General features: G+C 71.0%; 6 protein-coding genes. 1 reads left to right on the top strand and 5 read right to left on the bottom strand.

The window, feature by feature from the left end; all coding sequences use genetic code 11:
* Nucleotides 1-330: 330 nt before the first annotated feature.
* Both EDD92_RS49195 and EDD92_RS49190 read right to left on the bottom strand, forming a co-directional pair.
* The gene (locus EDD92_RS49195; RefSeq protein WP_123970995.1) at nucleotides 331-1,188 is read right to left on the bottom strand and encodes a DUF4097 family beta strand repeat-containing protein; all 858 of its coding nucleotides are present in this window, start codon (nucleotides 1,186-1,188) and stop codon (nucleotides 331-333) included.
* A gap of 48 nt (nucleotides 1,189-1,236) precedes the next feature.
* On the bottom strand, nucleotides 1,237-1,749 hold the full coding sequence (locus tag EDD92_RS49190) for a toxin-antitoxin system HicB family antitoxin (protein ID WP_123970994.1): 513 nt from the start codon (nucleotides 1,747-1,749) through the stop codon (nucleotides 1,237-1,239).
* Between the two features lie 333 nt (nucleotides 1,750-2,082).
* Between EDD92_RS49190 and EDD92_RS49185 the strand changes: the two genes are divergently transcribed.
* Nucleotides 2,083-2,838 (top strand): thioesterase II family protein, encoded by a 756-nt coding sequence (locus tag EDD92_RS49185; protein WP_123970993.1) that lies wholly within the window; start codon nucleotides 2,083-2,085, stop codon nucleotides 2,836-2,838.
* A 99-nt stretch (nucleotides 2,839-2,937) separates the two neighbouring features.
* Here EDD92_RS49185 and EDD92_RS49180 read toward each other — a convergent pair whose 3' ends face one another.
* From EDD92_RS49180 to EDD92_RS49170, 3 genes are all read right to left on the bottom strand, one after another.
* Nucleotides 2,938-6,162, bottom strand: coding sequence for an amino acid adenylation domain-containing protein (locus EDD92_RS49180; RefSeq protein WP_260327417.1), 3,225 nt, complete (start codon nucleotides 6,160-6,162; stop codon nucleotides 2,938-2,940).
* A gap of 76 nt (nucleotides 6,163-6,238) precedes the next feature.
* Nucleotides 6,239-9,352, bottom strand: coding sequence for a type I polyketide synthase (locus tag EDD92_RS49175; protein ID WP_123971072.1), 3,114 nt, complete (start codon nucleotides 9,350-9,352; stop codon nucleotides 6,239-6,241).
* Nucleotides 9,353-9,357: 5 nt separating this feature from the next.
* Nucleotides 9,358-15,936 (bottom strand): type I polyketide synthase, encoded by a 6,579-nt coding sequence (locus tag EDD92_RS49170; RefSeq protein ID WP_123970991.1) that lies wholly within the window; start codon nucleotides 15,934-15,936, stop codon nucleotides 9,358-9,360.
* Nucleotides 15,937-15,944: the final 8 nt, after the last annotated feature.

Genomic DNA, 15,944 nt, shown 5'->3' with positions numbered 1-15,944 from the left:
AGCACGCTACCGCGCGACCGACCGTGGGGGACTTCTGTCCTGGCCACAGGACAAAGCCCACTCCAGGTGTACTCAGGCGCGACGAGGATTCGTCCACCGTCCGCAGTGGATCGCGCAGGTGCCGGCCGACGACCTGGGCCCAGTAGCACCCGTTATCGGCACATACCCGGCCAATCCGGCTTGCCGAGTTCGATGTGTCGTACCGGTCCGGAGCGGCCGGGTGCGGATGCCTCAAGGCGGCGGGCCCGTGCGGGGCGGTGCCGGGCAGGGTGCCGAGTGGTGCCCCGCCGGCAGTTGCCGCGATGCGCCGCTCGTCCGGTGGTGGATGTGTCAGAGAGCGGTGGCCTGCCGGATGATGATGTTGCCGAACGAGTTGCGCGCGTACACCTGCACGACTTCCTCGCCATCCGCCGGCCGGTCAGTGATCTCCATCAGGTTCTGCACGGTGCCGCTCTTGGCGTTGACGTCCAGCCAGGCGGAGTTCCCCGGGTGAATGCCCACCTCCAGCTCACCGTTCGACGTCTCCAGGCGCAGGTCGCCGTTGGACGCGTCGCCGACGCGGACGTTGCCGTTGGCGGTCTTCGCGGTGACCGACCCCCGCGAGCGTTCGACCGTGATGTTGCCGTTGGCGGCCTTCACCTGGATGTCGCCGACGACTTCGCGAACCACACTGTCGCCGTTGGAGTTCTTGATGGCCGCGCTGCCGTCGATCTCACGGACGCGCACGATACCGGTGCTGGTGGTGATGTCCGCCCTGCCCGCCACGTGGTCGACGGTGATGTTGCCGCCGGAAGTCCGCAGCCGCACCGGGCCGGCCTTTTCCAGTTGCAGGTCGCCGACGGACGTCTTCAGGTCGCACTCGCCCAGCTCGCCGCTGCCGAGGAACCGGGCCACGCTCGCGGTGCCGTGCAGCTGGGAGCCGGTGGGCACCTCGATGGTCACGTCGATCGACGGGTTGCCGCTGAACGGGGTGTACATCCGCAGCCCCCTAGGCGCCTTGACGGTAAGGCTGCCACCGGCGAAGTCGACCGCGGTCTCCTCGGCGGCGCGCACGTCGTCCTTCTTGGAGCTGTCAGTCGGCCGGACCTCGACGACGGTGTCCGTGCGGTCCGAGGCGATGATCTCGATGTCGCCGAGGAAGACGTGGACGTTGACGGTGATCGGGCTCGGCGATTCGAACGCAGGCACAACTCTCTCCCCTTGTGAGCGTTTGCGTGTGGGGTCCGGCGGGCCGGGTCAGCGGACCCAGCCGGTGAACTGCTGGCCGCCGACGCGACCCCGGGTGACGGGCGGAGGAGCAGCACCGCTGTCCAGGGCGGCCGCGGCGGCGCGCCCCAGCCAGACGTTGACGGAGAGCTTCTCCCTGGCCGCGGCTTCTTCGATGCGCGCCTTCAACTGTTCGGACAGGCGCACGTTGATCCTGGCCATGGCGCCGTCCTGCGCGTCGACGACGGGCGGTGCGACATGGGGTACGGACGGGGCGGAGCGGGCGAAGGAATCGTCGGTCGGGGGCGGGACGACGATGAAGTCGGGCTCGCGACCGCGCAGGCGCAGTTCCACTGAGCCGGGCGCGAGATCCCTGGTGATCTCGTCGGCCGCTGCCGAGAGGGCCTCCAGCAGCATGAGCCGCACGGCCGAGCCCAGTGGCCTGACAAGGCGCTCGGCGAGCACGCGGGCGTCCTCGCCACCCGCTTCGGCGGCCACCGCCAGTTCGGCACTGAGCTGGGAGATGTACGGCGCAAGGTCCATGGCGCAAGCATGGCGCTCACCTGGTGCCAAGCCAACACATGAATGGCGCAGTCGGTGTGTTCGCAGCGGGCCCGCCGGCGAGCGCTCACTGAGGCCCACCTGGTACACGCCGGCGCGGGATTCGACAACGGCACTCCAGCCGAACACGAGGATTCCGAGAGAGCCTGAACACACGTCAAGGTGGCGAACCGCCCACTCGATGGGCTGTCAGCCACGGAGGAAGCCGGTGGGTCCGTCGGCGCGTGGGTGACGGCACGGTCGGTCCCTCGCCCCGGGACGGTACACGACACGAGCGCGCCGTCGAGGCGTGCGACGGAAGGACGGCACGATCCCATGACTACAGCCACCGTGGCCCCCGACACTCCTTGGATACGCCGGTACCAGCACGCAGAACCCGGCGCCGCCCAGCTCGTCTGCCTTCCGCACGCCGGTGGCAGTGCGCCTTTCTTCCTCCCGGTGGCCCGCGGTCTCGCCGGCCGGTGTGAGGTGCTGGCGATCCAGTACCCCGGACGGCACGAGCGGTTGATGGAACCACTGCTGGACTCGGTCGATGAGCTGGCCGATCAGCTCTTCCCCGTGCTGCGGCGGCAGACCCGAGGTCCGATCGCCCTGTTCGGGCACAGCCTGGGCGCGACCGTCGCCTTCGAACTGGCCCGCCGCTTCGAGGCCTCCGGAACGGTGCCCACCGCGCTCTTCGTCTCGGCCCGCACCGCGCCTTCCCGCCAGCCGGCCACTGCGGTTCACCTCGGCACGGACGCCGAGCTGATCGCCCGGATGCGCTCGCTGGGCGGCACGGACGAGGAAATCCTCGCGGACGAGGCCTTGCTGCGTCTGGCTCTGCCCATCGTCCGCAACGACTACAAGGCCGCCGAGACCTACCGATACCGCGCCGGCCGGCCCCTGAGCTGCCCCGTGCACGCGCTCATCGGCCGCGACGACCAGGGGGTCACCGAGGACGACGCGCGCGCCTGGGCCGACCACACCACGGGATCCTTCGCTCTGCACACCTACAGCGGCGGACACTTCTACCTCGTCGACCACCAGGAGGAGGTCCTCGGGGCCATCGCCGGGCAACTCCTTCCGGCCTGACGCCGCACGTTCGGACCTCACACACCCCCAGGGCGGGAACCGGCTCAGATCCCGGTTCCCGCCCTGGCCCGCGCTCCGGCTCCCGCGACAGCCCGGGAGTCAGAGGACCGCGCCCTCCTTGGTCCTCCTGCGCAAGGTCGGCCTGCTCGACCGGCTGAGGTCCGCCCACATGTCCGACAGACCGCTGATGGTGCGCGCCGCGAACAACGTGCGGATGGACACCTCCTGGTTCAGCTCCGCCCGGATCAGACCGACCAGCCTGATCGCCCGCAGCGAGTTGCCACCGAGGTCGAAGAAGTCCTGGTCGATGCCCACCCGGTCGAGCTCGAGCACGTCGGCGAACGCCGTGGCCAGCACCCGCTCGGTGTCGTTGCGCGGTGCCCGGTACGTGTCCTCGTCGAACTCCGGCTCCGGCAGCGACGCCCGGTCCACTTTCCCGTCGGCCGTGACCGGCAGGCGCTCCAGCACCACGAACACCGACGGCACCATGACCTCCGGCAACCGCTGCGCGGCGAACCGGCGCAGCTCGTCGCCCGAAACGGCCCGGCCGCCCACGGGGACCGCATAGGCCACCAGCCGCTGCTGCCCGGAGCCGTCCTCCCTGACGGTCACCACCGACTGCACCAGCGCGGTGTACTCGGACAGCACCTCTTCGATCTCGGCCGGCTCGACCCGGACACCACGCACGTCCACCTGGGTGTCGGCCCGCCCCACGTACTCGAGCCGGCCGTCGGTACCCCACCGCACCCGGTCTCCGGTGCGATACATGCGTCCGCCCGCCGGACCGAACGGGCAGGGCACGAACCGCTCCGCGGTCTGCCCGGGGCGCCCGCGATAACCGCGCGCCACGCCGGCCCCGGCCACGTACAGCTCTCCGGTCACTCCCGCGGGGACCGGTGCCAGCCCCGGTCCCAGCACGTAGAGGGCGGTGTTGTCCGTCGGCCGGCCCACCGCGCCCGCGTGGTGGGCCGGCTCATCCGCCGCCGAGCGGTGACACGCGGCGGACACCGTCGTTTCGGTCGGACCGTGACCGCTGACGATCGTCAGGTCGGGGCAGGCCTCCCGGACCCGGCGCAGCGCGGCCGCGGGCACGCGGTCACCACCGGTCCACACCTCGCGCAACCCGGCCAGGCACTCGGGGCGCTGCGCCGCGATCGCCGAGAACAGGCCCGCGGGCAGCCACACCGTGGAGAGGTCGTGCGCCGCCCGCGCCTCGGTCAGCGCGTCGATGCCGAGCTGTCCCGGAGGGGCCACGACCACCCGGCCGCCGTTCAGCAGAGCCACCCACACTTCGAGGGCGAGCGCGTCGGAGGTGTGCGGCGCATGCCACAGCACACTGCCGCGGCCGCCTTCCCGCCAGTGGCGATCCATGACGAGCCGCACCATGTTCCGGTTCGTCACAGCGACTTCTGTGGCCGCGCCGGTCGTTGCCGAGCCGTACATCACGGCCAGCAGACTGTCCTGATGCGACGGGACCGGAACCCGGGGCACGCCGTTGCTGTCGTCGTCGGCGGTGTCCGACCGGATGTCGTCGAACACCATCACCGGCACATCCAGGTCGGCAAAGAGCACGTCGGCTGTCGCCGCATCGGTGAGCAGTACGCCCGCCGAAGCGTCGCCGACCTGCGATCTGATCCGCTCCGCCGGGAACGCCGGGTCGACCGGCAGGTAGGCTCCGCCCGCCTTCACCACCCCCAGCAGGGCGACGAGCAGGTCCACCGACCGGGGCATCGCCACCGCCACGACCGTCTCGGGTCCGACGTGCCGCCGTCGCAGCGCCTCGGCCAGGCGGCCGGACCGCTCGTCCAGTTCCCGGTACGAGACCGCCGAGTCGCCGGACACGATGGCAACGGCCTCGGGATCCCGCTCCACCTGTCGGGCGAACAGCTCCGCCACCGTCGCCGTCGGCACCGGTACGTCCGTGTCGTTCGGCGCCGTCAGCACCCGGTCCCGCTCGGCACCGCTCACCACGTCCAGCGCACCGACCGGTTGCGCGCCGGCGGCCACCACAGCACGGATGTACGCGATCAGCTCCTCGCCGATGAAGCGCAGCTCCGCGCGGTGGTACAGGCTCGCTGGAGCGTCGAGCCGGATGAAGAGGTCGCTGTCGGGGCTCCCGTCGGTGTAGACGCCGATCGACAGTTCTTCGAAGGTCCCGGTCGTCGCGCCGGAGTAGCGCGCCGGGCTGTCGGCGAAGTGGAGTTGCTCCGCGAACTCGACGACGTTGATGACGGCACCGTAACTGCCGCGGCCGCTCATGACGGTTCCGCTCGCACGCTGGATGTCCGAGTAGTGACAGGCGGCGTGACCGAAGATCTCGTACGTCTCGTCGACGAGCGTGTCGGCGATCTCGGCGAAGGTCGCACCGAGCGGAACCCTCGCCCGCACCGGCACCACGTTCACCGCCAGCCCGGGCGTCCTGCTCGCCACCCCGACCCGATTACCCACGGCCAGCGAGAGGAGGAACTCCGGACGATCGCAGCGGTGCCGGAAGAACACCGCGGCGGCCGCGGTCAGCAACTGCGACATCCACAGGCCCGTGGACTTCGCGGCCTCGGTCCACACGTCCGCCTCGGCGCGCGGGACGGTCAGCGTGCGGCTCACCATGCCGATGGTCTCGGCCACCTCCGACCAGCGGTCGGCGCTGCTCATCGGTTCGCAGAGGGCGGACCGCATCGAGTCGGACAGGGCGACGCGCGGAACCTGTGCGGGCGCGGGCGCGTCCGTCAGGTAGTCGCGCCAGAACTCAGTGTCCTCGGTGAACTTCTGGGAGGCGAGGTAGTCCACCGCCTCGGTTGCGAACGACTCGGCATCCCACGGGTGCGGCAGCTGCGGTACCTGCTCCCCGCGCACCAGCGCCGTGTACACCTCGGCGAGGCGCTTCGACAGCAGGCCACCCGCGCCGAACCCGTCCGATATGAGGTGGTGGTAGGCGATCACCAGGAGAGTGCGAGTCGCCGAGAGCTTGACCACACCGAGGCGGAACAGCAGATCCCGCGCCAGGTCGAAGGGCTGTCGCACCATCTCGGCCAGGGCTTCGCGCGCCGCCTGCTCGGGGTCGGCCTCGGCACTGAGATCGAGGAAGAACGGCCGCCAGTCCCCCAGTTCCCGGGGAACGAGGCGCAGTCCGCTGCCGTCGTCGACGAAGTTGACGCGCAGCACCTCCGCCTCGCCCATCACGTGCAGGAACGCGGACTCCATGACCGCCGCGTCCAGCTCACCGTCCACATCCCACATGGTCAGCGCATGGTTCGGCGTGTCAGGAGCCATTTGCTGCGCCCGCCACATCCCTTCATGCGCAGACGACGCACCGAACGTACGCACACAGATCAACCCCTCAGCAAAACAGTCAGCCGTTCAAGACAACTTGGTGCAATGGAGCGCCCAAAACGCAGTGAGATCACTGCGGGCCACGCCCTGCCAGCGCGGACGTGATGTGCTCGGCCATCAGCCTCGGTGTCGGGTACCGAAGCACCGTGTTCGCCCTCAGCTTGAGTCCGGTCGAGGCGGTCAGGCGTTTGCTCAGCTCCGACGACAGCATCGAGTCGAATCCCAATTTCATGAACTCGTCGTCGGGGTTGAGCTCGTCACCGCTGGAGTATCCGAGCACGACGGCGACCCTCTCGATGACGTGGTCGAGGACGAGTGCCTGCGCGTCATTGCCGGGGAGGGCCGAGATCCTGTCCGCCAGGGGGACGAGGCCGTCGTCGCCTGCGGGCGGCTCCGTCGAGGGCACCTCCGCCGCAGCCGCTGTGTGCGACGAGTTCAGCCAGTAGCGCCGCCGCTGGAACGCGTACGTCGGAAGGTCCACCCGCCGACGCGTCCTGAACAGGGCGTCCCAGTCCACGGACCCGCCCTGGACGTGAAGCCCGGCCAGCGAGCCGAGCACGGCCTCCACCTCGCCGCGGCCCCGCCGCGAGGACGACAGGACCAGCGCGTCGTCCACGTCCTCGACTATCTCCTGCACCGGGGCGGTCAGCACCGGGTGCGGGCTCATCTCGATGAACACCCGGAAGCCGTCCTCGGCCAGGCGCCGGACGGACGTTTCGAAAAGGACCTTCTCTCGCAGGTTGTTGTACCAGTAGTCGGCATCCAGGCCCGCGGTGTCGATTGTTTCGCCGTGCAGGGTCGAATAGAAGGGCAGGGTCGACGTCTTCGGGTTCACGTCGGACAGCGAGCCGATCACCTGGTCGCGCACCCGGGTCACCTGGTGGGAATGGGAGGCGTATTCGACCGATATCCTCCGGGCCTGGGCACCGTCGGCCTTCATCTTCTCGACGAATTCGTCGAGTGCGTCCGGTTCCCCGGAAACCACCACGGAGCGGGGTCCGTTGACCACCGCGACGCTGACCCGGTCGTTCCACGGAGCCAGTCGCTCCTCCACGACCTCTGCGGACTCCGCCACCGACGCCATCCCGCCGTGACCGATCAAATCCACCAGCGCCTTGCTGCGCAGCGCCACGATCTTGGTGGCGTCTCTGAGGGACAGCGCACCGCCTACGTAGGCGGCGGCTATCTCGCCCTGGCTGTGGCCGACCACCGCGGCCGGCTCCACACCCCAGGACCGCCACAGGGCGGCCAGGGACACCATCACCGAGAACAGCGCCGGCTGCACGACGTCCACCCGCTCCAGGGTCGGCGCCCCTTCCACGCCGCGCACCACATCGAGCAGCGACCAGTCGACCCACTCGGCCAGTGCGGCCGCACACGCGTCGAGGCTCTGCGCGAAGACCGGGAAGGCGTCGTACAGCTCCCGGCCCATACCGACCCACTGCGAGCCCTGCCCCGGGAACATGAAGGCGACGCCACCGAGGTTCCCGGCAGCGCCACGGACCACCCCGGCGGACTCCGCACCGGCACTCAACGACGTCAGGCCGCGCATCAGGTCGTCCCGACCGCGGCCCAGGACCACCGCGCGGTGCTCGAACCGCGAGCGGCTCGACACCAGCGACCAGCCGGCATCGGCGATGTCCAGGTCCGCGTCGGCGGCGACAAGGTCGCGCAGCTTGCCCGCCTGCTGCTCCAGGGCCTTCGCGCTCTTGCCCGACACCACCCACGGCACCAGGCCGCCGACGACGCCCGCGTCCGGGCCGTGCTCCTGCTCCTGTGTCGGGGCCTCTTCCAGGATCACGTGCGCGTTGGTACCGCTGACTCCGAACGACGACACACCGGCCCGCCGCGGACCGTCGGCGCGGGTCCACTCACGGCCCTCCACCAGCAGTTCGACCCCGCCCGAGGACCAGTCCACGTGCCGCGAGGGTGCATCCACGTGCAGGGTCTTCGGGAGGTACCCGTGCCGCATGGCCATCACTGCCTTGATGACCCCGCCGACTCCGGCGGCGGCCTGGGCGTGACCCAGGTTCGACTTGAGGGATCCCAGCCAGAGCGGCCTGCCCTCGGGCCGGTCCTTCCCGTAGGTCGCCAGCAGGGCGTCTGCCTCGATGGGATCTCCCAGTACGGTTCCGGTGCCGTGGGCCTCGACCAGGTCCACCTCGGCGGCCGAGACCCCCGCGTTCGCCAGTGCTGTGCGGATCACCTTCTGCTGGGCGCGGCCGTTGGGAGCGGTCAGCCCGTTGCTGGCCCCGTCCTGATTCACCGCGGAACCGCGCACGACAGCGAGCACCGGGTGGCCGCTTCGGCGGGCGTCGGACAGCCGCTCCAGCAGCAGCACGCCCACCCCCTCGGCCCAGCCGGTTCCATCGGCTCCGTCCGCGAAGGCCTTGCACCGGCCGTCGGCCGACAAAGCGCCCTGCCGGGCGAACTCCACGAAGGCCGCGGGCGTCGACATCACCAGTGCCCCGCCTGCCAGCGCGAGCGAGCACTCGCCCGCACGCAGCGACTGCACCGCCATGTGCAGGGCCACCAGCGACGACGAGCACGCCGTGTCCAAGGACACCGCCGGCCCGGTCAGCCCCAGCTCGTACGCCACCCGGCCGGTCGCGACGCTCAGCGAGCTGCCGTACAGCAGGTAGCCCTCCAGCTCGCTCTGGCCGGCCTCCAGGAAACGCCACCCGTACTCGGACGAACTGACCCCGGAGAAGACGCCGACGTCGGTTCCGCGCACGTCGGCGGGAACGATGCCGGCGCGCTCGAAGGCCTCCCACGACGTCTCAAGGAGCAGGCGGTGGTGGGGATCGACCGCCAGCGCCTCACGCGGACTGATACCGAAGAACTCCGCGTCGAAGCCCGCCGCGTCGGCCAGGAATCCTCCCTGACGCGTGTACGAGGCGCCGACGGCTCCGGGATCCGGGTTGTACACGTCCCGCCATCCACGATCCTCGGGGAAGTCGCCCACGAGGTCCAGGCCGCCGCGGACCGCATCCCACAGGTCCTCGGGCGACGACACGCCTCCCGGGTAGCGGCACGCCATCGACACGACGGCGATCGGCTCGCCACGGCCGGCCTTCAGGGCGTCGTTCTCCTGACGGAGGCGGTCGCGCTCCTCCAGCAGCGTGCGGAGCGCCCGCTGGACCCGGTCCGCGCCGTCCGTCGTGCGATCGGCGGAGTTGGTCATATCGCTCACCTCTTCTCCTCCAGAGCCAGGTCGACCAGTGCTTCCAGGTCCATGTCCGACAGTTCGTCCGCACCGGTGTCCGCGTCCGCCGCCTGTCCGTCGCCGCTCTCCTGGGCCGGGTCGGCGCAGGCCAGAACCAGCTCCAAGATGCCCGCACTGCGCAGGCTGTCGATCGAGACGTTGCGCAGCGCCTCCCGGATCAGCGCGTCCTCGGCGTCCTGGGCCGAGGCCGTGTCCGGTGCCGGACGCAGCAGGCCGTAGAGGTGCTTGCCCAGCTCGCGTGGTGTGGGGTAGCTGAAAACGAGGGTGGAGGGCAGGCGCAGCCCGGTCGAGGAGCTCAGGCGGTTGCAGAGTTCGACCGCCGTCAGCGAGTCGAATCCGAGCTGGGTGAACGCCTGGTCGACGTCGACGCCCGCGCTGGAGGTGTGTCCGAGCACGACGGCGACCTGCTCGCGGACCCAGCCCAGGACGGCTGTCTGCGCCTCGTCCGTCGGCAGGGTGGCCAGCCTGGCGGGCAGTCCGGCCGAGCCGCCGTCCTTGGCCGTGCTCGCCCTGTTGCGGCGTGGACGGCCGCCCTCGACGAGGTCGCGCAGGAGCAGCGGCAGCTCGTCGCCGCTGTTGTCGCGCAGTGCGGCGACGTCCAGCCGGGCCGGGACGAGGACCGGCTTGCCGCTCGCGCACGCCGAGTCGAACAGGGCCAGTGCCTCGGGGGTCGGCATCGCGGCGATGCCCATCCGCCTCAGCCGGGAGAGATCGGCCTGGTCCAGTTCCCCGGTCATGCCGCTGCTCTGCTCCCACCAGCCCCAGCACAGCGAGGTGCCGGCCAGGCCGGATGCCCTGCGCTGCGCCGCCAGAGCGTCCAGGAAGGCGTTCGCCGCGGCGTAGTTGGCCTGTCCCGCGTTGCCGAGGGTGCCCGCGAGGGCGGAGAACTGGATGAACGCCGACAGGGTGTGGTCCCGGGTCAGCTCGTGCAGGTTGACCGCGCCGCCGGCCTTGGCGCTCAGCACGTGGTCGATGCTCTCGGCGGTCAGCGCCTCGACGGTGCCGTCCGCGAGCACACCCGCCGCATGCACGACCGCGGTCAGCGGGTACCGGCCGGGCAGGTCCGCGAGCAGGTCCGCCACGGCGGCCCGGTCCGCGACATCGCACGCCACGACCCGTACCGCCGCTCCGGCGCCCTCCAGGTCCGCGACCAGCTCGGCCACCCCGTCGGCCGCCGTTCCACGACGGCTCGCCAGCAGCAGGCTCCGTACGCCGTGTTCGGCGACGAGGTGCCGTGCCACGAGCGAACCCACTCCGCCGGTCCCGCCGGTGACCAGCACGGTGCCACCGCCGAGGCCGTCACCCACCTCGAGGACCAGCTTGCCGACGTGGCGGCCCTGGCTCATCTCGCGGAAGGTCCGGCGCGCGTCGCGGATGTCGCGCAGGGAGACCGGGTTCAGCCGCACCCGCCCGTCGGCGAACAGTTCCATGACGGACCGGAACATCTCGTGGATCGCGTCCGGGCCCGCCTCGTAGAGGTCGAAGGCCTCGTAGTCCACTCCGGGGTGGTCGGCCGCCACCTGACGGGGGTCTCGGATGTCCGTCTTCCCCATCTCGACGAAGTGTCCCCCGCCCGGCAGCAGCGTCAGCGAGGCGTCGACGAACGTGTGCGCGAGGGAGTTCAGCACGACGTCCACACCGCGGCCGTCCGAGGAGTGCAGGAACTTCTCGGCGAACTCCAGGTCGCGCGACGACGCCAGGTGCGTCTCCTCCACTCCCAGGCTGCGCAGAACGGGCCACTTGGCCGGGCTCGCGGTGGCGTAGATCTCGGCGCCGACGTGCTTGGCCAGTTGGACGGCGGCCATCCCGACGCCGCCGGCCGCGGCGTGGATGAGGATTCGCTGCCCCTTCTTGAGGTTCGCCACGCGGAAGAGCCCGTGGTAGGCGGTGAGGAAGGTGCACGGCACGGACGCCGCCTCGGCGTAGCTCCACCCGTCGGGGACGGCCACGAGCATGCGGTGGTCCGCCACGGCCGTACGGCCGAAGGCGCCGGTGAAGATGCCGGTCACCCGGTCACCCGGCGCCAGCCGTGTCACGTCGTCCGCCACCTCCAGCACGACTCCGGCGCCCTCACTGCCGAGCCCGGCGTCGATGGCCGTTCGGTCCACCAGCCCCAACGCGATCGTGACGTCCCGGAAGTTGAGCCCCGCGGCCTGCACGGCGATGCGGACCTGACCGCTCGTCAGGGGCGCTTCCACCTCGGGGCACGCCACCCAGGTCAGGTTCTCCAGCGTCCCCTTGCTGGGGATGCCCAGACGGTGGGCGCCGGCCGAGGGCAACTCGATCCGGTGGTCCGCGGGTGAGGCCGCTGTCAGGCGGGGGACGAGGTAAGCGCCGTCGCGCAGCGCCAGTTGGTCCTCGCCGAGGGCGAACACGTCCGGGAAGCGTGCCCAGGACGTCTCCGCGTCGTCGATGTCCACCAGCCGGAACCTGCCGGGGTGCTCGGTCTGGGCGGACCGGATCAGGCCCCACACGGACGCCCCGGCAAGGCTTTCGACGCCCTCGCCCGCACCGGTGTCCACGGCCCGGCGGGTGAGCACGACCAGCGTGGACCGGCCGAGGTGTTCCTCGGAGAGGAACCTCTGTACCCGGTCCAGTATGCGCTTGTCGGTCTCGCCGACCGTGGCGAGCAGATCGGGGCCGGCGGCGACGAAGTCGTCCAGGCACAGGACGATGTGCCGGGGTGCATCCCCCGAGAGGACTTCGCCCATGGACTCGTAGAACACGGCATCTTCCTCGCCCGCCACAAAAAGCCGGGAGGCCAGGCCGCTCTTCGCACCGAGGACGCCCCACTGCCCGCGGTGGGGTTTCCGCTTGCTCTCCTTGGCCGGTCGCCATTGCAGTTCGTACAGCGACTGCTCCTGCCCGCCGCGCGCCGAGCGCACCTGCTCGGCACTGGCCGGCCGGAACGTCAGCGCCCCGACAGATGCGATCCTGCGGCCGTGCTCGTCGGCGATCGCCAGGGACACGACGCCTTCGCCGGCCGGGGAGAGGCGGACCTTCACGGTCGCGCCGCACTGCCCGGTCAGGTCCACGCCGGACCACGAGAAGGGCATCCAGCCCTGCTCGCCCGTCACCTCGATGAGACCGCCGACCATCACCGCGTGCAGGACGGTGTCCATCAGTGCCGGATGCAGTGCGAAGGCGCCGCCGGCCGAGCCCTCGGTGGTGTCCGGCAGTGTGGCGAGGGCGAAGAGGTCGTCACCGTGCCGCCAGACCTCTCGCAACCCGCGGAATGCCGGACCGTAGTCGAAACCCGCGTCCGCGAAGGAGTCGTAGAGACCGTCGAACTCGAGCTGCCGTGCCCCGGCCGGCGGCCACACGGCGAGCGAGCGTGTGTCGTCCGCCGACGTGGCCGTCTGCCCGGTGCCCGGCGCCAGGGTCCCCATCGCGTGCCGGGTCCAGCCGCCCACCGCCGGGCTGTCGTCGCCGGGGCGCGAGTACACGTCCAGGGAGCGGCGTCCCGTCTCGTCCGCCGCGCCGACGACGACCCGTATCTGCACGTCGCCCGAGTCGGGGAGGATCAGGGGGACTTCCAGGGTGAGTTCCTCGACCGCGCCGCACCCGACGTGGTCGCCCACCGACAGCGCCAGGTCCAGGTAGGCCGTGGCCGGTACGACGACCGCACCGAACACCGCGTGATCGGCCAGCCAGCCGTGGGTCCGCAGCGACCACAGGTCGGTGAACACCACCTCGCCGGTGCCGGGGTGGTCCACCACGGCGCCGAGCAGCGGGTGCCCGGGAGCCGACAGACCGGCGGAGGCCACGTCCGCCGACTCCATGCCGGCCAGGAAGTCCAGCCAGTACCGCTGCCGCTGGAACGCGTACGTGGGAAGGTCCACCCGTCGGCGCGTCCCGAACAGGGCGTCCCAGTCCACGGACCCGCCCCGGACGTGCAGCCCGGCCAGCGCGCCGATCAGCGCCTGCCGCCCCGAGCGGTCCCGCCGCGAAGCCGACAGGACCACCGCGTCGTGCACGCCCTCACCGGCGAAGGCCTCCTTGGTGATGCCCGCGAGCGTCGCTCCCGGCCCCACCTCGAGGAACACCTGTGCGCCGGCCGCGCGGGCGCACTCCACCGCGTCGTAGAAGCGAACGGGTTCACGGACGTGGTTCACCCAGTACTCGACGGACGTCAGCTCCTGGAGAGTGGCCTCGCGGCCCAGCCTGGTCGAGACGATCGGTATCGACATCTCGCCCGTGGGGATTTCGTCGAGCGATCCCGCGAACTCGCCCAGGATCGGGTCCATGAGCGGGGAGTGGAACGCGTGGTCGACCGCGAGCAGCTTCGCCGAGATGCCGTCGGCGACGAGCCGGTCGCGGATTTCGTGGACCTGGTCGCGCAGGCCCGAGACCACGACGGACTCCGGGCCGTTGACGGCGGCGACGCCGACGCAGTCGTACTCGCCGAGCAGCGCGCTCACCTGGGCTTGTGAGGCGCGTACGGCCAGCATGGCGCCGCGCTCGGTGACCGTCTGCATGGTCCGTCCACGCGCGGCCACGAGCCTGGTCGCGGTGTCCAGGTCGAGGACTCCGGACACGTGGGCGGCGGCGATCTCGCCGACGGAGTGGCCGATCAGGTGGTCCGGCCGCGGGCAGTACTGCGCGAGGAGCCGGTACAGGCTGACCTGCAGGGTGAACAGCGCCAGCTGCGCGATGTCCGTACGCTCGCGCTGCGCGGGCTCGTCGGTGAGGAGCAGGGGCTTGAGCGCGAAGGGGAGGTGCGCGTCGAAGCGTTCGCAGATCTCCTCGAGGCTCTGCGCGAACACGGGGAAGGCGTCGTACAACTGCTGTGCCACACCGGCCCACTGCGAGCCCTGTCCCGGGAACATGAAGACGGATCCGCCGAGTTCTCCGGCAACGCCGCGCACCACCGCGGCAGACTCCTCGCCGTCGCTCAGCGCCGCCAGAGCGCCGAGCAGTTCGTCCCGGTCGTGCCCCAGTACGACCGCGCGGTGCTCGAACCGTGTCCGGCTCGACACCAACGACCAGCCGGCGTCGGCGATGTCCAGGTCCGCGTCAGCGGCGGCGGCATCACGCAGCTTCCGCGCCTGCGCCCGCAGCGCCTGCTCCGAGCGCGCCGACACGACCCAGGGCACCAGCCCTGCGGCACCGGCCGGCACTTGCTCGGCCGTGTCGGGCGCCGTCTCCTCCTCGGGTGCCTGCTCGAGGATCAGGTGCGCGTTGGTGCCGCTGGCCCCGAAGCTGGAGATGCCTGCCCGCCGGGGCCGTCCCGGTGCGCTGGTCCACTGCCTCGCCTCGGTCAGCAGCTCCACCGCCCCGGCCGACCAGTCCACGTGCGTCGAGGGACGGTCCACGTGCAACGTCTTCGGCAGCACCCCGTGACGCATCGCCATGATCATCTTGATGACGGCGCCGACGCCCCCGGCCGCCTGGGTGTGCCCGATGTTCGACTTCAGCGACCCCAGCCACAGCGGTCTGCCCGGCTCCCGCTCCTGCCCGTAGGTGGCCAGCAGCGCCTGCGCCTCGATGGGGTCGCCCAGCTTCGTGCCGGTCCCGTGCGCCTCCACCACGTCCACATCGCTCGCCTGCACCCGAGCGTTGGCCAGGGCCGCCCGGATCACCCGCTGCTGCGCCGGCCCGTTCGGCGCGGTCAGTCCGTTGGACGCCCCGTCCTGGTTGATGGCCGAGCCGCGGATCACCGCCCAGATCCGGCGCCCATGGCGCCGCGCGTCCGAGAGCCGCTCAAGGACCAGCACCCCGACGCCCTCGGAGAAACCGGTACCGTCCGCCGCGTCCGCGAACGCCTTGCACCGCCCGTCCGCCGACAGGCCCCCCTGCCGCGAGAACTCCCGGAACACCTGCGGCATCGCCATGACGGTGACGCCACCCGCCAGGGCAAGGCCGCATTCGCCCTGCCGCAGCGACTGCACCGCCTGGTGCACCGCCACCAGTGACGAGGAGCACGCGGTGTCGGTCGACACCGCCGGGCCCTCCAGACCCAGCGTGTACGACACGCGACCGGACGCCACGCTCGTCAGGGAACCGATCTGCCCGTAGCCCGAGATGACCTCGGGCGTCGAGAAGTGGTTCCCGTATCCGAAGTACGCGAGCCCGGCGAACACCCCGGTGTTGTTGCCCCGCAGGGTCTCCGGGTCGATACCGGCTCGTTCCAGGGACTCCCACGAGGTCTCCAGGAGCAGCCGCTGCTGCGGGTCGGCGGCCAGCGCCTCGCGCGGGTTGATCCCGAAGAAGTCGGCGTCGAAGTCACCCGCGTCGTACAGGAATCCGCCCTTGCGCGTGTGACAGGTGCCGGGCCGGTCCGGGTCCGGGTCGTACAGGCTCTCCAGGTCCCAGTTGCGGTCGTCGGGGAAGTCCGACACGACGTCCGCGCCCGCCCGCACCAGGTCCCACAGGTCCTCCGGGGACGCCACCCCTCCCGGGAAACGGCAGGCGACACCCACGATCGCAATGGGCTCGGCAGCGGTGTCCGTCAGCTCCTGCAGGCGCTTACGTGTCTCGATCAGCTCGATCGATGTCCGCTTGAGGTAGTCGAGAACCTCGGCGTTGTTGTCGTTTGTCATCGCTTTCC

This window comes from Streptomyces sp. TLI_185 (assembly GCF_003814765.1).
In the GTDB taxonomy this organism is placed as follows: domain Bacteria; phylum Actinomycetota; class Actinomycetes; order Streptomycetales; family Streptomycetaceae; genus Streptomyces.
This window is presented reverse-complemented; position numbering and strand designations above follow the sequence as displayed.

Excerpts from the sequence above, each read along its gene's own strand:
- EDD92_RS49190 (WP_123970994.1), bottom strand. The coding sequence starts at position 1,749 with ATGGACCTTGCGCCGTACATCTCCCAGCTCAGTGCCGAACTGGCGGTG.
- EDD92_RS49185 (WP_123970993.1), top strand. The coding sequence starts at position 2,083 with ATGACTACAGCCACCGTGGCCCCCGACACTCCTTGGATACGCCGGTAC.
- EDD92_RS49175 (WP_123971072.1), bottom strand. The coding sequence starts at position 9,352 with ATGACCAACTCCGCCGATCGCACGACGGACGGCGCGGACCGGGTCCAG.
- EDD92_RS49170 (WP_123970991.1), bottom strand. The coding sequence starts at position 15,936 with ATGACAAACGACAACAACGCCGAGGTTCTCGACTACCTCAAGCGGACA.